Origin of the sequence: Halomonas sp. Mc5H-6 (assembly GCF_024124705.1) — a bacterium.
Classification (GTDB): domain Bacteria; phylum Pseudomonadota; class Gammaproteobacteria; order Pseudomonadales; family Halomonadaceae; genus Vreelandella; species Vreelandella subterranea.
This window is the reverse complement of sequence record NZ_JAMXSI010000003.1, coordinates 141,675-161,301: the sequence shown is the minus strand read 5'-3', so window position 1 is coordinate 161,301 and position 19,627 is coordinate 141,675. Positions and strand designations below refer to the sequence as shown.

General features: G+C 59.8%; 19 protein-coding genes. 11 read left to right on the top strand and 8 right to left on the bottom strand.

Annotated features, from left to right (window positions below):
* Positions 1-63: 63 nt before the first annotated feature.
* A complete protein-coding gene (locus NH395_RS06475; RefSeq protein ID WP_253023298.1) occupies positions 64-477 on the bottom strand; it encodes an acyl-CoA thioesterase in 414 nt (137 codons plus the stop codon).
* A 133-nt stretch (positions 478-610) separates the two neighbouring features.
* Here NH395_RS06475 and NH395_RS06470 point away from each other — a divergent pair, with 133 nt between their 5' ends.
* From NH395_RS06470 to cysZ, 6 genes are all read left to right on the top strand, one after another.
* Positions 611-1,540 carry a phosphate ABC transporter substrate-binding protein gene (locus NH395_RS06470; RefSeq protein WP_253023296.1) on the top strand — a complete coding sequence of 310 codons (930 nt, stop codon included), beginning with the start codon at positions 611-613 and terminating at the stop codon, positions 1,538-1,540.
* A gap of 101 nt (positions 1,541-1,641) precedes the next feature.
* A complete protein-coding gene (locus NH395_RS06465) occupies positions 1,642-2,754 on the top strand; it encodes an ABC transporter permease subunit (RefSeq protein ID WP_253023294.1) in 1,113 nt (370 codons plus the stop codon).
* Positions 2,751-4,148, top strand: a complete 1,398-nt coding sequence (pstA, locus tag NH395_RS06460; RefSeq protein ID WP_253023292.1) for a phosphate ABC transporter permease PstA — start codon at positions 2,751-2,753, stop codon at positions 4,146-4,148. Before NH395_RS06465 ends, pstA begins: the two co-directional genes overlap by 4 nt.
* Complete coding sequence (gene pstB / locus NH395_RS06455) at positions 4,142-4,957, top strand: phosphate ABC transporter ATP-binding protein PstB (protein ID WP_199284322.1); 816 nt, start codon at positions 4,142-4,144, stop codon at positions 4,955-4,957. The genes pstA and pstB overlap by 7 nt, the downstream gene beginning before the upstream one ends.
* A 28-nt stretch (positions 4,958-4,985) precedes the next feature.
* Positions 4,986-5,714, top strand: coding sequence for a phosphate signaling complex protein PhoU (gene phoU, locus NH395_RS06450; RefSeq protein WP_092824860.1), 729 nt, complete (start codon positions 4,986-4,988; stop codon positions 5,712-5,714).
* An 82-nt stretch (positions 5,715-5,796) separates the two neighbouring features.
* Positions 5,797-6,531 (top strand): sulfate transporter CysZ, encoded by a 735-nt coding sequence (cysZ, locus tag NH395_RS06445; protein ID WP_253023290.1) that lies wholly within the window; start codon positions 5,797-5,799, stop codon positions 6,529-6,531.
* A 523-nt stretch (positions 6,532-7,054) separates the two neighbouring features.
* On the opposite strand, the gene phoR is transcribed toward cysZ, so the two are convergent.
* The 4 genes from phoR to NH395_RS06425 all read right to left on the bottom strand — a co-directional run bounded on the left by phoR (position 7,055) and on the right by NH395_RS06425 (position 10,595).
* Positions 7,055-8,377: a phosphate regulon sensor histidine kinase PhoR gene (phoR, locus tag NH395_RS06440; RefSeq protein ID WP_253023288.1), complete on the bottom strand. Its 1,323-nt coding sequence runs from the start codon at positions 8,375-8,377 to the stop codon at positions 7,055-7,057.
* 2 nt (positions 8,378-8,379) lie between these two features.
* On the bottom strand, positions 8,380-9,069 hold the full coding sequence (gene phoB / locus NH395_RS06435) for a phosphate regulon transcriptional regulator PhoB (protein WP_066316481.1): 690 nt from the start codon (positions 9,067-9,069) through the stop codon (positions 8,380-8,382).
* Between the two features lie 96 nt (positions 9,070-9,165).
* Positions 9,166-10,056 (bottom strand): 4-hydroxybenzoate octaprenyltransferase, encoded by an 891-nt coding sequence (gene ubiA, locus NH395_RS06430; RefSeq protein ID WP_253023286.1) that lies wholly within the window; start codon positions 10,054-10,056, stop codon positions 9,166-9,168.
* Between the two features lie 35 nt (positions 10,057-10,091).
* Positions 10,092-10,595 (bottom strand): chorismate lyase, encoded by a 504-nt coding sequence (locus tag NH395_RS06425; protein WP_253023284.1) that lies wholly within the window; start codon positions 10,593-10,595, stop codon positions 10,092-10,094.
* A gap of 156 nt (positions 10,596-10,751) precedes the next feature.
* Here NH395_RS06425 and NH395_RS06420 point away from each other — a divergent pair, with 156 nt between their 5' ends.
* The 4 genes from NH395_RS06420 (at position 10,752) to yccS (ending at position 15,047) form a co-directional block, all read left to right on the top strand.
* The gene (locus NH395_RS06420; RefSeq protein WP_253023282.1) at positions 10,752-11,921 is read left to right on the top strand and encodes an FAD-dependent oxidoreductase; all 1,170 of its coding nucleotides are present in this window, start codon (positions 10,752-10,754) and stop codon (positions 11,919-11,921) included.
* A 69-nt stretch (positions 11,922-11,990) separates the two neighbouring features.
* Entirely contained in the window at positions 11,991-12,302 is a 312-nt protein-coding gene (locus NH395_RS06415; RefSeq protein ID WP_172822115.1) for an HU family DNA-binding protein, read from the top strand.
* Positions 12,302-12,658, top strand: coding sequence for a hypothetical protein (locus NH395_RS06410; RefSeq protein WP_253023280.1), 357 nt, complete (start codon positions 12,302-12,304; stop codon positions 12,656-12,658). Before NH395_RS06415 ends, NH395_RS06410 begins: the two co-directional genes overlap by 1 nt.
* A 202-nt stretch (positions 12,659-12,860) precedes the next feature.
* Entirely contained in the window at positions 12,861-15,047 is a 2,187-nt protein-coding gene (yccS, locus tag NH395_RS06405) for a YccS family putative transporter (RefSeq protein WP_253023278.1), read from the top strand.
* A gap of 7 nt (positions 15,048-15,054) precedes the next feature.
* Here the strand turns inward: yccS and recG are convergent, their stop codons facing one another.
* Positions 15,055-17,133: an ATP-dependent DNA helicase RecG gene (recG, locus tag NH395_RS06400; RefSeq protein ID WP_253023276.1), complete on the bottom strand. Its 2,079-nt coding sequence runs from the start codon at positions 17,131-17,133 to the stop codon at positions 15,055-15,057.
* Complete coding sequence (locus tag NH395_RS06395; RefSeq protein ID WP_253023274.1) at positions 17,130-18,059, bottom strand: hydrogen peroxide-inducible genes activator; 930 nt, start codon at positions 18,057-18,059, stop codon at positions 17,130-17,132. Before NH395_RS06395 ends, recG begins: the two co-directional genes overlap by 4 nt.
* Before the next feature lie 180 nt (positions 18,060-18,239).
* Here NH395_RS06395 and NH395_RS06390 point away from each other — a divergent pair, with 180 nt between their 5' ends.
* Positions 18,240-19,121 (top strand): SDR family oxidoreductase, encoded by an 882-nt coding sequence (locus NH395_RS06390; RefSeq protein WP_092824878.1) that lies wholly within the window; start codon positions 18,240-18,242, stop codon positions 19,119-19,121.
* 84 nt (positions 19,122-19,205) lie between these two features.
* Here the strand turns inward: NH395_RS06390 and NH395_RS06385 are convergent, their stop codons facing one another.
* Complete coding sequence (locus NH395_RS06385; RefSeq protein WP_066315792.1) at positions 19,206-19,595, bottom strand: RidA family protein; 390 nt, start codon at positions 19,593-19,595, stop codon at positions 19,206-19,208.
* Positions 19,596-19,627 lie beyond the last annotated feature (32 nt).

The following is a 19,627-nucleotide window of genomic DNA, read 5'->3' as shown; positions in this document are numbered from 1 at the left end:
ACGCTTATTCAAGCGTCCTTTTTCAGCACCGTTGCTTTCAGGAAGGTTGCAGGAAATCCCTGCTCAGTCATGCACTGCGCGGATGCGGCCGTTGTCGTCCAGCGCCACCATGACAAAGCGTGCCTCGGTGACCTTTTGACGCTCGTCCGGATGCTGTTCGTGGAGGGCGCGAACCCACACCTCCACATCAATCTTCATGGAGCTATGCCCCACCTCTTGAAGCTGGGTGTAGACACTCACCATTGACCCGACCCGCACCGGGCTTAAAAAATCCATTGCTTCAATGGCCACAGTGGCCGTTCGCCCGCCAGCTTCACGGCCAGCGGCCAGCTCGGCTGCCTGGTCCATCTGGTTGACCAGCCAACCGCCGGAAATATCGCCGTAAACGTTGGTATCCTGGCGCTGGGCCAGTAGCTTGAGGGTCAGTTGTCCTTGAGGAGCAGGTGCATCGTCCAAATCAGTATCCAGGAGTGTCATGTGTCGGTCGCTTTGTCGGTTTATTATTGTGAAAATCAGATGGCCCTCTGAGGCGCACCTTGCTGCATTGCAATAAGTCGATAGTTAATCACAAGAGAGCACTCGATTGAATAGTAACGGTTTCGCTTTTCGCATGAAATATCGCGCGGTACTGGGCTTAGCCTGGCTGCTTCTCAGCTTGCCACTTGTCGGCTTGGCCCAGCCACAGGGGCCTTCGGCAAGCGGCACCCTGGGCGCTGTCGGCTCGGATACCATGGCCGGGCTGATGCTGCGCTGGGGCGAAGCGCTGACCACTCAATATCCGCAAATCAATGTGCAATTTCAAGCCAGCGGCTCTGCCAGCGCTCCACCAGCCTTGCTCGCAGGCACTACGCGCATCGGCCCCATGTCACGGCGCATGACCCAAGCAGAGCGTGATGCCTTTATCGAACGTTACGGCTACCCTCCGCTGGAGCTGCGCGTCGCCCGCGATGCGCTTACAGTGATTGTACATCGACACAACCCATTGTCGGCGATCTCGCTTGAGGACGTAGATGCGGTTTTCTCGACCACCCGGGCCTGCGGAAGCCCGCACTCGATAACGCGCTGGAAAACCCTGACCCAGGACGATACAGCGCCAAGGGGTCGTATTGCCTTGCATGGGCGTAATATCACCTCAGGCACCTATGGTCTGTTTCGTCAACGGGCCCTCTGCGACGGTGAATTCCGGCCTGATATCAGCGAGTACATGGGCGCGTCGGCGGTCGTTGCGGCTGTAGGCGAGTCCTATGCGGCCATGGGCTATTCCGGCTATAACCATTTGACGCCATCGGTAAAGGCGCTCTCCCTGACGACTCAAGAGGGTAACGCCGTGCCACCCAGCGAAACCGCCATTCAAAGTGGCGACTACCCGCTTTCACGCTACCTGTATGTCTACGTCAATCTTCCGCCTGGCGAGTCGCTGCCAACCGCCGAGCGGGAATTTCTGGATCTCATCCTGTCCGCTAAGGGTCAGCTGATTACCCGGGCGTCGGGCTTCGTTCCGCTGCCTCTGGACGACTTGGAGGCTCAGCGTCCATGGTAAACAGTCCCTGTCATTTAACTGTCACAATGGTCACGTAACGTAAGGAGATCGCATGCAACCCCAAACGCTGATCCTACCGCTGCCTTGCCCATGATAGTCACATGACCCGCGCTCGGCTCTTTCCCCAGCCGCTTCGCCACTTACAGGACCGCATCGCCACCGGACTCATCACTGCCGGTGGCATTGGTGTGCTGCTGGCCATATTGGGTATTGGGGTGTTCTTAGTCTGGGAAGCCGCTCCCTTGTTACTGGAAGACGGCGCGGCCTCCCTTGCCATGCTCTCGCCGTTGGCGTGGGGGACGCTGAAGGCCGCCCTGATGGCGCTACTGTTTGCGCTGCCGCTGGCACTTGGGGCAGCGGCCTATACGGCGTTCTTCATGTCGGCCCGACTGCGCAGCCGCATTAAACCAACCCTGGAAATGATGGAAGCCATCCCTGGGGTGGTCATCGGCTTTATTGCCGGCATGCTGCTCGCTCCCTGGGTCGAGCGCCATTTGGCCAGCACCCTGGTGGTCATCGTCTGGCTGCCGCTCAGCGCCGGGCTCGCCGGCCTGGTCTGGCACCTGGCGAGTCGCCGCTGGCAGCGTCGTCTGCCGCTTTCGTGGGCAGCGCTATGGCTGATTCCTTGGCTCATTGTCATGTTCATCCTCGCCCTGTGGTTAACGCCACTGGTGGAGCAAACCTTCTGGGGTGGCGATCTTCGCCAGTATCTTTATGTCGCGTTCGGCCTCGACTATGTCACTCGTAATGCGCTGATTGTCGGCCTGGCGATGGGCTTCGCCGTGATCCCAAGCGTCTACTCCCTGGCTGAGGACGCCCTCACCGAGGTGCCCCGCCCGCTGATGGAAGGCGCTCAGGCCCTGGGCGCCAGCCGTTGGCAGGCGGTGGTTAAAGTGGCGCTCGCCGCTGCCGGGCCGGGGCTGTTTTCCGCCGTCATGATCGGCGCGGGCCGCGCGGTGGGGGAAACCATGATCGTGCTGATGGCCAGCAGCAATGCGGCGCTGCTCAGCGCCAGCCCCTTCGAAGGCATGCGTACCATGGCGGCGGCTATCGCCATTGAACTGCCCGAAGCCACCGCAGGGGGCACTACCTATCGCATGCTGGTGCTGGCAGCGCTGCTGCTGTTTCTGTTCACCTTCCTGGTCAATACCCTGGCTGAGCTGGTGCGCCAAAGGCTACGCCGTCGCTATCAGCACCTGGGGAATACGTCATGAAGTGGCTGAAAAGCGCCATGCAGCAGGGCATCTGGCCGTGGCTCTGCGCGGGCTGTGTGGCCCTCTCATTGCTAATGCTGGGTGCCTTGCTGGCGTTACTGCTGACACGCGGCCTGGGCCATTTCTGGCCGTCGGCATTGGACGAAGTCACCCTGCAAAATGGCGATGTGGTGGCGGGCGAGGCGGTCCGCGACTTGCCGCTTCCCAACCGGGCAGGTAGCGAGCGCCTCTACTTTACGGGCAATCGCGATGTCGACGACGCCCGCTGGCGCTGGGTCCCTGTCGACACTATCAAACAGCAGACACAACCCACGGAATTGCTACGCCTGAAACGGCGTACCTGGGGCGACTTTATTGGCTACCTGGAAGCGGTTGAGGTGGGCGATGAGCGTTTCAGCGGCCGTGATGCATGGGAGCAGGTACAACAAGCGCTGCCGCTACCAGCCCCTCAACGCGCTCGCTTTCAGCTCATCTTGCGCACGTCCCAGGGCAATACAGTGCGCCAGACACTTTCCACCGTACTCCGCATTGAAGCGCCCAATGCCATGCACGTCGGCCAGAAATTGAAGGCATGGGGGAGCGACGTCTGGCAGTTTTTAAGTCAGGGGCCACGTGCTGCGAATACCGCCGGCGGTGTATGGCCGGCGATATTCGGCACCATGCTGATGGTGATTTTGATGTCGGTGATTGTCACGCCCTTTGGCGTGCTGGCCGCCATCTATCTCAACGAGATTGCCCACCAGGGGCCACTCACCCGCCTGGTACGCATTGGTGTGCGCAACCTCGCGGGGGTGCCGTCGATTGTCTACGGCGTCTTCGGCCTGGGGGTCTTTGTTTATGGCATCGGTGGGTCGCTGGATGCGTGGTTCTTTGACGACGCGCTACCGTCCCCCACCTTTGGGACCGGTGGCCTGTTATGGGCATCGTTAACCCTCGCCCTGCTGACGCTGCCAGTGGTGATTGTCGCCACTGAAGAGGGACTGTCGCGCATTCCCGACGCCCAGCGTGAAGGGGCGGTGGCCCTCGGCGCCACGCGATTTGAAATGTTGAAGCGTATTGTACTGCCAATGGCCACTCCCGCCATGTTGACCGGCGTCATTTTGGCCGTGGCGCGAGCGGCCGGAGAAGTTGCGCCCCTGATGCTGGTGGGTGTCGCCAGGCTCGCGCCACAAATGCCCCTCGACGGTGAATTTCCCTACTTACACCTGGAACGCAAGTTTATGCATCTTGGCTACCACCTGTTTGACACCACCTTTCACGGCGAGGATGTCCAGGCAGCGATCCCATTGGTCTATGCCACGGCCCTGTTATTAGTGCTGATTGTGCTGGTGCTTAACCTAACTGCCATATTATTGCGTCATCATCTACGTCGTCAGCGAGGAAGCGAATGCTAACATCCCGACACGTCGATCAGGCCACGCAGGCCCCCGTGACGCATTTTCCAGCGGATCAGTGCTGTCTGGAGATTGACCAGTTCAGCCTGGCCTACGCAGGGAAACCGGCTTTGCAACGGCTAACGCTGCAGGTCCCGCGCCACCGGGTCACGGCCTTTATCGGCCCTTCCGGGTGTGGCAAATCGACTTTTTTGAGAGCGATCAATCGCTTGCATGACCTTAATGAGTCGGTCAGCCACAGCGGTGAGATCAGCCTTGAAGGACATAATATTCATGCGCCGGAAATGAACGTCACAGAGCTGCGCCGTCGGGTGGGTATGGTGTTCCAGACCCCTAACCCCTTTCCGATGTCGATCTACGAAAATGTCGCCTTTGGTCTGCGCTTGCAGAAACGGCTCGCCAAGCGCCAACGGGATGACATCATCGAGTGGGCGCTCACCTCGGCAGCCCTGTGGGATGAAGTCAAGGACCGCTTGCATCGCTCTGCCTGGCAGCTGTCAGGCGGGCAACAGCAGCGCCTGGTCATCGCGCGGACGCTGGCGGTGCAGCCCGACGTGCTGCTGCTTGACGAGCCCGCATCGGCGCTTGACCCGATTTCGACGCTCAAGATCGAAGAGTTGATTCGAAATCTGAAATCTCAGCTAACGTTAGTGTTGGTGACTCACAATATGCAGCAGGCGGCCCGTGTGTCTGATTACACTGCCTTCCTGCAACAGGGTGAGCTTGTAGAGTACGGACCCACCGACCACGTTTTCACTAATCCTCGTCTACAACGAACCGAAAACTATATAACCGGCCGTATGGCTTAGGTTGACGCAACCCCGTTAGGAGGGCTCCATGGACATTACCAGCGATACTCACAGCCAGCATATCTCGCGCCAATTCAATCATGAGTTGGAAGAACTCAAGACCCACCTGATGGCCATGGGCGGCATGGTGGAAAAGCAGGTCCAGGACGCCGTCTTCGCGCTCCTGGAAAGTGACTCGCGGCTGGCCGAGAAAGTCCGCGACAACGACCGTCAGGTCAATGACCTTCAGCTGCAGATTGATGACGAGTGCACACGTATTCTAGCGCGTCGTCAGCCGGCCGCTTCGGATTTGCGCCTGGTGCTCGCCGTCATCCGTGCTACCTCTGACCTGGAGCGGATCGGCGATGAAGCCAGCAAGATCGCCCGCAATGCGCTCAGCCTGAGCGAGAGCAGCAACACCATTCGCGGGCTGGTGGAAGTGCGCCATATCAGCGAGCACGTGCGTAAAATGTTGCGCGATTCGCTGACCGCCTTTGCCCGCTTCGACACCGAACTGGCCATGCAGGTCGTGCGTGAGGATGAGTTTGTCGATAGTGAATACGGCAGCGCCATGCGTTCCTTGATGACCTTCATGATGGAAGATTCGCGCTCGATCACCTCGGTACTCAGCATCATGTGGGTGCTGCGCGCACTGGAGCGGGTGGGCGACCACGCCAATAACCTGGCCGAGCACGTCGTCTACCTCGTCAAGGGGCTGGATATCCGCCATACCGACCCTGAGACACTGGACCAGCAGGCAGCACCGAAAAAGTCTTGACCTGCCCCCTGATTCCTCATGCAATACGCCCTGGCTGCACGGCAGCCAGGGCGTTGTCATTATCGAGGAGTCACACTTTTTCATGCTAGATGCATTCACTGCCATCAGCCGAGGCACACGTTGTGTCTATAAGCCTGGGCTAAGGCGTTATGTCTTTTTACCCATCCTGGTCAATCTGCTGGTCTACGTCAGCATGTTCAGCTTTGTGATAAACCGCTTTGAGGGCTGGTTGGCGCATTGGATGAGTATGGTGCCCAGTTGGCTGGATTGGCTGTCGTGGCTTATCTGGCCCCTTTTCGTGCTTAGCCTGTTGGTTGTGGTGTTTTTTACCTTCACGCTGGTGACCAGCTTGATTGCGGCACCGTTTTACGGCTTCTTGGCCGCTAAAGTTGAAGTTCAGGTCACCGGGCATGAACCTCTGGATGATCGGGGGCTGGTCAAAACGACCATCGATGCGCTGGGCCGCGAAATGGTCAAGCTGGGTTATATCCTGCCCCGTGCCGCACTGCTGTTCGTGATTGGCTGGATTCCAGGGCTTAACCTGTTGGCACCACTGCTATGGGCGCTGTTTTCCGCCTGGGTGATGGCCATCACCTATCTGGATTACCCGATGGATAACAACAAGGTAGCGTTTCGCGATATGCGCGGTCGCTTATCGGCTCGCTGGTGGCAAAGCTTAAGCTACGGCGGTCTGGTCACGCTATTGACGTGGATCCCGCTGGCCAACCTGTTTTTGATTCCCGGTGCCGTGGCCGGGGCGGTGCTGATGTGGGACGACCATTATCGCCATGCCCAGTCGGTGACCAAGCGTTCTTGAAGTATGCGAAGGCCAGTATATAGAGGCTGAAAGAAGGGCAAGCTGACATTGTTGAAAGGCTGACAAAAACAAGACCCCGCCAAGGCGGGGTCTTCGACAGTGATCATTTTAGGCGGTGGTGCTTACCAGCTTCCAATCCTTTTGCGGGACTCCAACCGTGGACGTTACCCTGACTGGCAGTGTGACCGCCTTCTAGACTCATCCCATGAATCTTGAATCATCCCTGCTAATGCAGAACATCCTTGCTCGGCATTGGGCTACTGTCTAAGCGTAGTTACTTTTCTTTGTTTCGTAAAGAAAAGTATCAACAGTTTTCTGCATCTTACAGTGACAGATACTGCCTTAACTAATTAGAGAGCAGCCTCTATGCCAGCTATTCAAATAATGGATTATTCATCAATAATAACAAAGAGTTAAATACTTCTATCCAGACCGCTTGGTCGCCAAGGCGTGTCATTTGGATACGCTAGACATGTGTCGTAATGACACATGTGACTTGGATGCCCAGCAGCACAGCCGCGAGCTACGTAACCGTGGGGATGCTACGCGGCGGCGTGGCAGATGTGCTCAGGCGGGTCGCCGGGAAAACACAGCGGAAACGGGCACCTTCGCCCGGATGCGAGTCGATTTGCAACTGGGCGTCATGGCGAAGCAATACATGTTTGACGATGGCAAGCCCAAGCCCGGTGCCCCCGGTGGCGGTGCTGCGGCCTTTATCGACGCGATAAAAGCGCTCGGTAAGACGCGGAATATGCACTGGATCAATCCCCTCGCCGTCGTCGCACACTTCGATACAGGCACCTTGCCCGAACGCTTTCCAGCGCAGCGTAATCTCGCTGCAAGCGGGCGTATAACGTACCGCATTGAACGCCAGGTTAGAAATGGCACTGCGGATTTCCTGCTCGCTGCCCACCAACTGCGCGGGGTAGTCGCCTTCAATGGTGAGCGTGTGCTGATGCTCGGAAAGCGCCATCGCATCGGCCCCTACACTGTTTAACAGGGACGTCACGTCCATGGGCTGATGATCCTGTCCGCCCTGATCGATTTCCAGCCGCGACAGCAGCAACAGGTCGTTGACCAGGTTTTGCATGCGCTGTGTCTGGGCCTGCATCTGCCCGATGCTGCGTCCCAAACGTGGGGGAAGCTGATCAGCCATCTCGCCATAGGTTTCGAGGTAGCCCGACAATACGGTTAACGGTGTGCGCAGCTCATGGGAGACGTTGGCCACAAAGTCGCGACGCATCTGCTCTAGCTGATGCAGCCGCGTAATATCACGCGCCATGACCAGGCGCTCGTCGTCACCGTAAAGGGTAATCTGGTACTGCAGAATGCGACGCTCATCAATCGGCGACGTGAGCGTCAGCGGCTCACTGTAGTCGCGGGCGTTGAAATAGCTGATGAACCGCGGGTCGCGAAGCAGATTGGTAATATGTTGGCCGCGGTCGTGGGCGGTTTGCAGCCCCAACATATTGCTGGCAGCACTGTTCCACCATTCCAGGTCGCCGTGGCGGTCGAGCATCACCACGCTATCGCGCATGGCTTCCGAGGATTCCTGAATGCGGGCAAGCGTCGAGCGGAGACGGCTCTGGGTAATGCGTTGGCTTTTTTGATAACGGTACAGACGATCAAACAATTCGCCCCACAGACCCCTTGCGGCGGGCGGTTCGTCCTGCGGGCGCTGCGTCAGCCAACGGTAGGCGGCGCGCAATTGTCGCAAATGGTAGACCAGACACATCGCGAAGCCACCGGCCAGCCCCAGACCCGGCAGGCCAAGCAACCAGCCCAGACAGGTGCCGAGTGCCGCCCAACCTAGCAAACGCCACAGTTCACGGCTCCACAAACGCACGGTTAAGCTCGAGCGGAGAAGCGGTAGCCGGTACCGCGAACCGTTTGAATCAAGTTCTGATGCGCGTCACCCAGGGCTTTGCGTAGCCGACGAATATGCACATCCACAGTGCGCTCTTCCACGTACACATTACCTCCCCACACCTGGTCGAGTAACTGGCTGCGTGTGTAGGCCCTTTCCTGATGGGTCATGAAGAATTGTAACAGCCGGTATTCGGTCGGCCCCATATCCAGGTCTTTACCGTTGGCACTTACCCGGTGGCCCACCGGGTCAAGCAGCAGCCCATTAATTTCGATGGGATCTTCCACACCACGCGGTGTTGCACGGCGCAGCACCGCCTTGAGGCGTGCCACGAGTTCACGGGGCGAAAACGGCTTGGTGATGTAGTCATCGGCTCCCGCCTCGAGGCCCTGTATCTTATTGTCTTCTTCCCCCTTGGCGGTGAGCATGATGATCGGCAGTTCGGCGGTGGTTTCCTCACGCTTGAGGCGCCGGGCCAGCTCGATGCCGCTGGTGCCGGGCATCATCCAGTCGAGCAACAGCAGGTCAGGCTGATGATCAACGACCATGGCGTGGGCGTCCTGAGCGTTGTCCGCTTCAAGAACACGGTAGTCGGCCATTTCCAGCGCCACCGCGATCATCTCGCGAATGGATGCTTCATCATCGACGATCAAGACGGTCTTGGCGGTCATTCCAGAGCCTCACGGTGTCCGATAGAAAGTAATCCAGTGACAGGTACATGACGATCACACCATGACTTGATGACAATTCTATGACACTGACGGAGATTAGCCAGTCGCTGGCCACCAACTCAGCGCAATCCCGGCGAACACCAGCAGCCCCGACCAGTGGTTATTCAGAAACGCCTGAAAACAGGGATCCCGTTCACGGTGACGGATCAAGCGCTGCTGGTGGACGAAGGTCGCCGCCATCCCCGCCAGGCCGAGCCAGAAAAAACCGCCCAGCCCGATGCGCGCGCCCACCCAGGCCAGCAGTGCCAGCGTGGCCAGTTGAAGCAGCCCAATCACCAGCCGGTCGGCATTACCCAGCAGCACGGCCGTCGATTTAATGCCGATCTTTATATCGTCGTCGCGATCGACCATGGCGTACTGGGTATCGTAGGCAACCGTCCACAGCACATTGGCGATGAACAGCAGCCACGCCTCTACCGGCACGTATCCAAGTACCGCACCGGACGCCATGGGGATCGCCCAGGAAAATGCCGCTCCCAGCACCACCTGGGGAAAATGCGTGTAGCGCTTCATGAACGGGTAGATGAAGGCCAGCACCACGCCGCCCACCGACAGCAGCACGGTAAACCAGTTGGTCAACAGCACCAGCATGAAGGCCGCCGTCACCAGCCCGATAAACAGCAGCTGCGCCTCGGTCTCACTGATCCGCCCGGTGGCCAGGGGGCGGTGCCGGGTGCGTTTGACGTGACCGTCGACATGGCGGTCGGCGTAATCATTGACCACGCAGCCCGCCGCGCGCATGACATAGACACCGGCGATAAAAATCAACAGCACATTGCGACCGGGCACGCCCTCAGCAGCCACCCATAAGGCCCATAACGTTGGCCACATCAGCAGCCAGGTGCCAATCGGCCGATCCAGGCGCATCAGCTGTATGAAGTCCGCCAGCCGACTCAACCCGGTTGGCCGCAATAAAGAACGATCCATGCTTACCTCACCCATCCAAGAGACGCTGCCTTAGCCTAGCGCGAAGGCAGCGCAAGATCATCCGTCATGGTCGATAAAAAGTATTCCTGCACCAGCAGCGATAACCCGCCATTCTTACCGCCGTTCTGAAATACCGAGCGGCGCCCCCACAGGCTGCTAATACGATCATCGCCTGGGAAAGCAAAACCAGGCGCATGGCGCGTGGCATACAGCGGGCTACGCACCAGGTCCGGCTGGCGAAACAGCCAACTGCCCAATGAGCGCTCCCCCAAGCGTTCCAGGCACTGGCCCCTGAGCGACTTGAGGGGAGCCACCGAGCGCGCCACGACCCATGGTGTTTCGTCCACGCACAGGGCGACCTCGCGGAGCCACGCATAGCGCCGGGCTGGCATACCCAGCGCCAGGGCCTCATGCGGCCGGGGAAAGCCGACACCCTGGCGCAACAAACGTACGCGAAAAGTCCGTTCGCCCCCTGCGGAGACAATACGCGCCGTTAGTGAGTCCGTGGAGGCAACCCATTGCCACCACGGCGCGCTCATCGCCGGACGCAGCGCGCTAATGGGACGCCAACATGGCAGATCAGGGGCGGTTCCAACACAGTGACGCGACACCAGAGCCTCCAGGCAATTAAACGATCACCTAGTGTAACATGTGGGCTTTACAGGCTTTTGTCCCACTGACCACTGGATACCCGGATGCCCTCATCACACGCTGAGCTCGTTATTGTTGGCACTGGCATGGCGGGCGTTGGTCTTGCCCGTGCGCTGCGCCGCAAAGGCGATACACGCACCCTGCACTTGATCAGCGCCGATAGCGGCGATGACTATACCAAACCGCTGCTATCCACCGGCTTCGCCAAGCGCCTGCCCCCCGAAAAGCTCGCACAGCGCAACGCCACGGCGCTTGCCGAATCGCTTGACGCTCGAGTGATCCCCCACACCCCCGTCCGCCAGATTGACGTGGCGAACCGCTCGCTGCGGCTGGAAGATGGCCAAGCGCTTGGCTACGACCGCCTGGTGCTGGCCACCGGCGCCGAACCACGGGTGCCCATGGCGATACCCGACCCCGTCAAAGCGCATTGCTTTACCGTCAACGACCTTGACGACTACCGCCGTTTTCATCATGCCCTGGGGACAACGCCCGCGCGTGTGGCGGTGATCGGCGCAGGCCTGGTCGGTTGCGAGTTTGCCAACGATCTGCACGCGGGCGGTCATGAGGTCACCGTTATCGCCCCTGATGCCACACCGCTTTCCCGCTTGTTGCCTGCCCCCCTGGGCCGCGCGCTCGGCGAGGCGTTTGTTGACGCAGGCATCCATCTTGCCCTGGGCAGAACCATCCAGACCATGGCCCTTAATGATGAACAAGGCGTAACGCTGACGCTGGATAGCGACGACACGCTCAACGCCGATGTCATCTTGATGGCGACGGGGTTGACCCCGCGTACCGCTCTGGCCGAGACAGCAGGGCTCACGGTTTCCGCCAGCGGTATCCTGGTGGATCGGCAACTGCGCACCTCTCACCCGGATATCGACGCCCTGGGCGACGTTGCCTGCGTCGATGGCGTCAACGCCATGTACGTCCAGCCGCTGCAAGCCAGCGCCCAGGCGCTGGCCGCCACCCTGTCCGGCACACCCACGGCGGTGCGCTTTGGGGCATGGCCGGTGATCGTCAAAACGCCCCTGTTACCGGTGGTTGCTTACCCACCTGTCCAGCCACCCGAACGCTGGCGGATCGAAGGCGAAGGCGGTGACATGATGGCAATCGCTGAAGATAGAGACGGACGTTTGATTGGATTTGCATTGACAGGCAGCTGCGTGAAAAGGAAAGTGGAGCTTTCCAGAGCAGCCCCTACGCTGCTAGGCTAAATTTCGCGGCGCTGGCGGCTTGGCTGAAATGACGGCCAAGCCAGCAGTGTCCTGACCAACAACACGACAGTGTATCTTGCACGATCATTAAACAAAGGGAGTTTCCTTATGCGTAAACCTGAACTTGCCGCCGCCATTGCAGAAAACGCCGACCTGTCCAAGGACAAAGCGGGCCAAGTCCTCAACGTGATCCTTGATGAAATTACCAACAGCGTTTCCAAAGGCGAAGACGTTGCCCTGATTGGTTTTGGCACCTTTACCGTCCGTGAGCGTGCGGCGCGTACCGGCAAAAACCCGCAGACCGGCGCGCCGCTGCAGATCCCGGCCAGCAAAAATGTCGCCTTCAAGCCAGGCAAAGCGCTAAAGGACGCCGTTTCCTGATGAAGCTCAAGCTGACGCTGTGGCTGTTGGGCTTTCTGCTCAAACGTGCCCTGCGCCGCAAGCCGCGCTTTCGTGAACAATTGGAACGCATGCGCGGCCTTGACTGGGGCATTGCCACAGAGGATTTGGTTACTGCCCGCCATTACCGGATGACGCCAACCAGCATTACCTCTGGTAAGGGACTGCCGGTCGATCTGGACCTTGAACTGCGCTTTCGCGACGACGAGGCCGCTTTACGCATCCTCAAGAAGCCCACGCAGCAAGCCTTCCTCGACGGCATGATCAACGGCGAGGTCCGCCTGGTAGGCGACTCCGCCGATATGAACAAGCTTCAGAAACTGCTTAAGCATCTGTAGTTTGCGGCCCCGACGGCACTGTTAACGCTCGAGGGGCCAGTCACGTCATCCTGTCCGAATACCGCCAGTGACTCGCCCTCCCCACTCCTACGTTACACCCTCGCCGATAACTGATAGATCAGCGTTGCAGACAGGCGCTACCCAAACCCTCTATACTATGATCACGACTAAAGTCTAATAACAGTGATCACCAAGAGACCTTATGCCCATCGCATTACCGCTGCGCCGCCTCTGGACGCTGGATAAGTTCGCCTACAGCCTGCGCGTTTTTATCGCGTTCAGCGGTGCGCTGGTGCTGAGTGCGCTGCTGGGCGATGTCACGCTGGTCATCCCGCTGTTTCTGGGTATTATCGCCAGCGCCCTGTCGGAAACCGACGACAGCTGGGAGGGCCGCTTCCAGGCGCTACTGGTGACGCTTGCCTGCTTTGCGTCGGCATCGTTCATCGTGCAGTGGCTGTTCCCGTGGCCGTGGCTGTTTGCCCTGTGGCTGGCGACATCGACCTTTACCCTGATCATGCTCGGGGCCATTGGCCAACGCTACGCCACCATCGCCTCCGGTACGCTGATTCTGTCGATCTATTCGATGATCAACATTGAACAGCACGGCGGGGTGGATGAAGACGTCGCCTACCGTCAATTGCTGCTGCTGGGGGGTGCCGCCTGGTACGGCGTCATTTCGGTCATCTGGTGCGCGCTTTTTTCGCGCCAGCCAGTCAAACAGAGCATGGCGCGGGTATACAAGGCGCTGGGTGAATTTCTGATCTTGAAGTCGGCCTTGTTCGAGCCGGTCCGGGGCGTGGATGTCGAGGCCCGCCGCGTGGCGCTGGCACGCCAGAACGGCAAGGTCGTCACCGCACTTAATCAGGCCAAGGAGATGATCTTTCGTCGCCTGGAAGGCCAGCGGGGTGACCAGAAGCTCAACCGGTATCTACGCATCTACTTTATCGCTCAGGATATCCACGAGCGCGCAAGCTCTACTCACTACCCGTATAGCGCTCTGACCGAGGCGTTTTTTCACCATGACGTGCTGTTTCGCTGCCAGCGGCTGCTTGATCAACAGGGGCGTGCCTGCCGTCAGCTAGCCAAGTCGCTGCTGCTCAACCGCCCGTTCGGCCACGAACAGAGCGAGCAGGCCCTGGCTGACCTACGCGCCTCGATCGATAACCTTGACGACCGGGAAAAACCCGAGTGGCGCCCACTCATGCGCCCGCTCAACGCACTGGCCGACAACCTGACCACCCTGGAAGCGCAGATTGCCAGTGCGCACAATCCGGACACCGGCAGCGAACGCCGTGACAGCGCGCTTTACGACCGCTCACCCTCTAGCCTGCTGGAAGCCTGGAGACGAGTGCGGCTCAACTTTACCTTGGGCTCGCCCACTTTTCGCCATGCAGTGAGGCTCTCCATCGCGCTAATGACCGGCTACGGGATCATGCAGTGGATTGACCCACAGCAGGGCTTTTGGATTCTGCTCACCACGTTGTTTGTCTGTCGGCCCAACTTTGCTACCACGCGACGTTTCCTCTCTCAGCGAATCATGGGCACGATGTTGGGGTTAGTCGTCGGTTGGGCGTCGATCAGCCTGTTCCCCCAACCACTGGTACAAAGCTTGATCGCGGTCGCCGCGGGGGTATCGTTCTTCGCCAACCGCGAAAAGCACTACGTGATCGCCACCGCCTCGATTACCCTACTGGTGCTGTGCAGTTTCAACCAGGTGGGCGATGGCTTCGATCTTATCTGGCCACGCCTGTTCGATACGCTGATTGGCGCCCTGATCGCGGGCCTGGCGGTATTCTTCATTTTGCCCGATTGGCAAGGTCGGCGGCTGAATCGCGAGGCCGCGCATGTGCTGACCAACCATCGCCGCTACCTGGAAGAAATCATTCACCAGTACGAAGAAGGCAAACAGGACGATTTAGCGTATCGCCTGGCACGGCGCAATGCGCATAACGCCGATGCGGCGTTGTCCACGCTGCTCACCAATATGCTTCACGAGCCGGGGCACTACCGTAAGCAGGATGCCGACAACGGGCTGCGCTTTCTGGTGCTCTCCAACACCCTGCTGAGCCACCTTTCGGCACTCGGTGCCCATCGCCACCAGCTAGCCGACGACGAGGACGACAGCGCGTCTGTGCCCGCCGCCAAGCGCATGTGCGAACTGCTCGACCAGCTCGCCGAGCAGCTTCAAAACCGCCAGCCGATCACCCCGCTGTCGGCCCAGGCCGAGGCGCTGATCGCACAGCTCGATGACCAAGACCCAGCCAAAGAGGAAAACGCCGTCACGCGTTACCGGCCCATCCAGAGCCAGCTACGCCTGATTGCGAACCAGCTGGCACCGCTGAGCGAGGCGGCGAGTCGTCTGATTACCACGCCAGATCCAGCGACCTAGCGTTGGGCTAAACCTGCCCATAGCGCCCGGCGGCCTCCCCCAGCCAGCGGCGCACCAGCACGGTGGTGATGTCCTTGTTGCCTTGCAGCGCCTGGGCCAGGGCGGTGACCTGGTCCAGCAGGTCAGCATCGCGCTCCAGGTCGGCAATTTTCATCTGCGCCAGGCCGGTCTGGCGGGTGCCGAGGACTTCGCCGGGGCCACGGATTTCCAGGTCTTTCTCGGCGATGCGGAAGCCGTCGGTGGTTTCGCGCATCACCGCCAAACGCTGGCGGGAGGTTTTGGACAGCGGCGGGTGGTAGAGCAGCACGCAGAAGCTCTCGGTACTGCCGCGCCCGACCCGGCCGCGCAGCTGGTGCAACTGGGAAAGCCCCAGGCGTTCGGGGTTTTCGATAATCATCAGGCTGGCGTTGGGGACATCCACGCCCACCTCGATCACCGTTGTGGCAACCAGTAAATCCAGCTCGCCTTCTTTAAACGCCGCCATCACCTGGGCTTTTTCGCTGGACTTCATGCGCCCGTGCACCAGGCCAATGGCAAGCTCCGGCAGCGCCTCGGTAAGCTCGTCGCGGGTGACTTCCGCCGCCTGGCACTGCAGCGCTTCGGACTCTTCGATCAGCGTGCACACCCAGTAGGCCTGGCGGCCTTCGCTGCAGGCGCGCCGGATACGCTCGACCACTTCCGGGCGGCGCTCGTCGGAGACCACTACGGTCTTGACCGGCGTCCGGCCGGGGGGAAGCTCGTCGATTACCGAGACATCCAGGTCCGCGTAGGCGCTCATGGCCAGCGTACGGGGAATCGGCGTGGCGGTCATGATCAACTGATGCGGTGTCAGGCCGCCCGCTTCGCCTTTTTCACGCAGCGCCAGGCGCTGGTGCACGCCGAAACGGTGCTGCTCGTCGATAATCGCCAAGCCCAGGCACTGGAAATGTACATCGTCCTGAAACAGCGCATGGGTGCCCACCACCATGCGCGCACGGCCATCGGCAATCGCCGCCTTGGTATCCAGCCGCGCTTTGCCTTTGAGCTTGCCCGCCAGCCAGGCCACTTCGATGCCCAGTGGCTCGAACCAGGCTTTAAACGAGCGGTAGTGCTGCTCGGCTAGGATTTCCGTGGGCGCCATGATCGCCGCCTGGCAGTTCCCCGCCAGCGCCGACAGCGCCGCCATGGCGGCGACCACAGTCTTTCCCGAGCCCACATCGCCCTGTACCAGCCGCAACATGGGGGCTGGGCGGGCAAGGTCCAGGGCAATTTCTTCCAGCACCCGCCCCTGGGCGCCGGTCAGGGCAAAGGGCAACTGCGCTAAAAAACGCGCCTGAAGGCTTCGCCCGGACGGCAACTCGGGGGCACCATCCGCCTGGATGCGCAAACGCACCTCGCGCAGGCTTAGCTGGTGCGCCAGCAATTCTTCCAACGCCAGACGCCGCGTCACTGGGTGCTGGCCGTGGGTCAACTGCTCCAGGTCGGCATCCGGCGGCGGCTGGTGGAGAAGCTTCAAGCTGGCGTGCAGCCCGGGTAGCTGAAAGCGCTGGCGCTGCGCCTCGGGAATAACGTCAGGCAGTGCCTCGGGCTGGTTTTCCAGCAGCCCCAGCGCCTGTTGGGTCAAGGCGCGCAGGCGCGTTTGATGCAACCCTTCGGTGGTGGGGTAAATCGGCGTAAAGTATTCGTCGACCGGCGTTTCGCTGCCACCGCTCAGCCTGTATTCGGGGTGATAGATTTCCAGCCCCGTCGCCCCGGCGCGGGCTTCACCAAACGCCCGCACGGTGGCCCCAGGCCTAAGTTGTTGCTGCTGGGCGGGGGAGAAATGAAAAAAACGCAGGCTTAAAATGCCGCTATTATCGCGCAGGCGCACCAACAGGCTGCGTCGGCGCCCTTTGACCACGTCGCAGGCGGTGACCTCGCCCTCGATGACCGCCTCGCTGCCCGCGCGTAGCTCGCCGATTGGCGTCAGCCGGGTGCGGTCCTGGTAGCGCAACGGCAGATGAAACAGCAAATCACTGACCTGCTCGATCCCCAGGCGGCCGAGCTTCAGCGCCAGTGCCTCTCCTACGCCTTTAAGGGCGGTGACCGGTGCCGAAAGCGCCGTCATGAGTCAACCGTCGACGCCTGGGCTGGCTGACGACAATGATTGATGGCGTTGACCAACGCATCAATGGCTTTGGGGCGCGGAAAGCTGGCCCGCCAGGCAATCGCTACCGTTCGCGAAGGTGCCGGGCTGACAAAGGGACGGCTGACCAGCATGGCATTTTCATACTGGTCGGTGCCCAGCGCCGACTGAGGCAGCACGGTGATGCCCAGCTTGGAGGCCACCATATGCCGGATTGTCTCCAGCGAGCCACCTTCGGCAATGAGCGTATTATTGGGATTGTTGAGCTTTTGCGTGATCGCAGGGCAGGCTTCCAACAACTGGTCGCGGAAACAGTGGCCTTCCCCCAGCAGTAGCAGACGCTCTTCCAATAGCTCTTCTTTATGGATGGCCTCCCGCGCTTCCCAGCGATGCTTGGCGGGCAGCAGTACTTCAAAGGTCTCATCGTAAATCGGCTTGGTCACCACGTCGGTTTCGGTGAACGGCAACGCCACGATGATGACATCCAGCTCACCGCTGCGCAGCTTGGTGCGCAGCCCGCCGGTCAAGCCTTCTTCAATGTACAAGGGCATTTGCGGTGCGGCCTTGGCCAGTTCGGGTACCAGGTGCGGGAATAGATAGGGGCCGATGGTATAAATGGCCCCGATACGCAGTGGATTGGCCAGTTGGTCTTTACCCGCGCTGGCCATGTCGAAGATAAGGCTACTCTGCTCAAGCACGCGCTGCGCCTGGGCGATGATCTTTTCACCTAACGGCGTTACCTGGACCGTCGCCTTGGAACGCTCGAACAATGGCGTTTCCAATTCATCCTCGAGTTTTTTGACCGCCACTGACAAGGTGGGCTGGGAAACATGACAGCGCTCGGCAGCACGGCCAAAGTGGCGTTCTTGGGCAAGGGTTACGATGTAGCGAAGTTCTGTTAAAGTCATATTGGCGCCAGTGGCATCCTCTCGTAGCAGCTTGTGACTAGCGATCGCGACAGTTAGCGGGTAGGAAAAGGACACAGACAGGCCCTGCTGACGATGTCGTCTCTACGATTGCTTCTATAGGGAATTGTAGATCAGGGACCTTGCATCTAATAGGGATTATTTATCAACAGGAGCAAGCAAGTGACGCTAACCGTACTCATTATTGGCTGTGGCGATATCGGCATAACGCTCGGTCGCGAACTGCTCAGCGAAGGACACCGCGTGATTGGCGTTCGTCGCCGTATCGAAGCCCTGCAGGATACCGGGATCGAGCCCTTGGCATTGGACCTCAATGAGCTTGAATACGCCGATGCAAGCGCGCTTCCCGAGGCGGATTACGTCATTTATACGGTGAGCGCCGACCACTTTGAAGAAAGTGCCTACCAGAGCGCTTACCCCGAGGGCCTGAAACGGGTACTGAGCGTCATGGAACAACACGCCACACCGCCACGCCGCGTGTTTTTCGTGTCATCAACCAGCGTCTACGGCCAGCAGGAAGGCGAAGTGGTCAACGAGGAAAGCCCGACCGAACCGACAAGCTTCTCCGGCACACTGATGTGCGAAGCCGAACAGGCGCTGATCAACCACCCGCTACCCGGCACCGTGGTGCGCTTTTCAGGCATCTATGGTCCTGGCCGCGACCGGCTCATCCACCAGGTCGCTGAAGGGCGGCTCGCCGCGGTCACCCCGGTGATCTATTCCAACCGTATTCACCGCGACGACTGCACCGGCATTCTGGCCCATCTGATTCACTGCCAGGAAAACGGCCGACCGCTGGCGGACCTCTACCTGGGGAGCGATTGCGAGCCGGTCACCATGCATAACGTGATGGACTGGATTGCCAAGCAGCTCAAGGTCGCGTCCACCGACACGATGCAATCGCCGCTGCGTCGACGCACCAGCAAGCGTTGCGATAACCGGCGGATCCTCGAAACCGGCTATCAATTCCGCTACCCGACGTTCCGCGAGGGCTACGCTCAGGTATTGAAAGAAGGCGGCTTCTGGCGCGTGCAAAAGGCGTAACCGTCATCACGGGCCCATCACACTGCCATGAGCCTCCAGCCTGCTCATGGCAGATGCTTACTCATGGCAGATGCTTGCGCTGCCTTAATCGCCAATGACCATGACGGCTTCGGCTTCCACCTGGCTCCCCTTGGGCAGGGCTTTTACTCCCACCGCGGCACGGGCCGGGAATGGCATATCGAAAAACTCTTCCATCACCTTGTTCACGATCGCGAAGTTATCCAGCTCGACCAGGTACAGGTTCAGCTTGACGATATCGCCAAGCGTCCCGGCGGCTTCTTCGCAGACCGCCTGCAGGTTGGTAAATACTTGACGAGCCTGCAGCTCAAAATCGTCCGAGACGATTTCCATGGTGGCCGGGTCCAGCGGAATCTGGCCTGACAGGTACACGGTATTGCCTGCTTTAACCGCCTGAGAGTAAGGGCCGATAGCAGCGGGGGCTTTCTCGGTGTTGATAACAGCTTTGTTGCTCATTGGATGTCATGCTCCTTGGTGCACTCAACGTT

Excerpts from the sequence above, each read along its gene's own strand:
- yccS (WP_253023278.1), top strand. The coding sequence starts at position 12,861 with ATGCCCATCGCATTACCGCTGCGCCGCCTCTGGACGCTGGATAAGTTC.
- NH395_RS06465 (WP_253023294.1), top strand. The coding sequence starts at position 1,642 with ATGACCCGCGCTCGGCTCTTTCCCCAGCCGCTTCGCCACTTACAGGAC.
- pstA (WP_253023292.1), top strand. The coding sequence starts at position 2,751 with ATGAAGTGGCTGAAAAGCGCCATGCAGCAGGGCATCTGGCCGTGGCTC.
- recG (WP_253023276.1), bottom strand. The coding sequence starts at position 17,133 with ATGACGGCGCTTTCGGCACCGGTCACCGCCCTTAAAGGCGTAGGAGAG.
- NH395_RS06475 (WP_253023298.1), bottom strand. The coding sequence starts at position 477 with ATGACACTCCTGGATACTGATTTGGACGATGCACCTGCTCCTCAAGGA.
- cysZ (WP_253023290.1), top strand. The coding sequence starts at position 5,797 with ATGCTAGATGCATTCACTGCCATCAGCCGAGGCACACGTTGTGTCTAT.
- phoB (WP_066316481.1), bottom strand. The coding sequence starts at position 9,069 with ATGACCGCCAAGACCGTCTTGATCGTCGATGATGAAGCATCCATTCGC.
- NH395_RS06395 (WP_253023274.1), bottom strand. The coding sequence starts at position 18,059 with ATGACTTTAACAGAACTTCGCTACATCGTAACCCTTGCCCAAGAACGC.
- NH395_RS06425 (WP_253023284.1), bottom strand. The coding sequence starts at position 10,595 with ATGAGCGCGCCGTGGTGGCAATGGGTTGCCTCCACGGACTCACTAACG.
- phoU (WP_092824860.1), top strand. The coding sequence starts at position 4,986 with ATGGACATTACCAGCGATACTCACAGCCAGCATATCTCGCGCCAATTC.
- ubiA (WP_253023286.1), bottom strand. The coding sequence starts at position 10,056 with ATGGATCGTTCTTTATTGCGGCCAACCGGGTTGAGTCGGCTGGCGGAC.
- pstB (WP_199284322.1), top strand. The coding sequence starts at position 4,142 with ATGCTAACATCCCGACACGTCGATCAGGCCACGCAGGCCCCCGTGACG.
- NH395_RS06470 (WP_253023296.1), top strand. The coding sequence starts at position 611 with ATGAAATATCGCGCGGTACTGGGCTTAGCCTGGCTGCTTCTCAGCTTG.
- NH395_RS06410 (WP_253023280.1), top strand. The coding sequence starts at position 12,302 with ATGAAGCTCAAGCTGACGCTGTGGCTGTTGGGCTTTCTGCTCAAACGT.
- NH395_RS06420 (WP_253023282.1), top strand. The coding sequence starts at position 10,752 with ATGCCCTCATCACACGCTGAGCTCGTTATTGTTGGCACTGGCATGGCG.
- NH395_RS06385 (WP_066315792.1), bottom strand. The coding sequence starts at position 19,595 with ATGAGCAACAAAGCTGTTATCAACACCGAGAAAGCCCCCGCTGCTATC.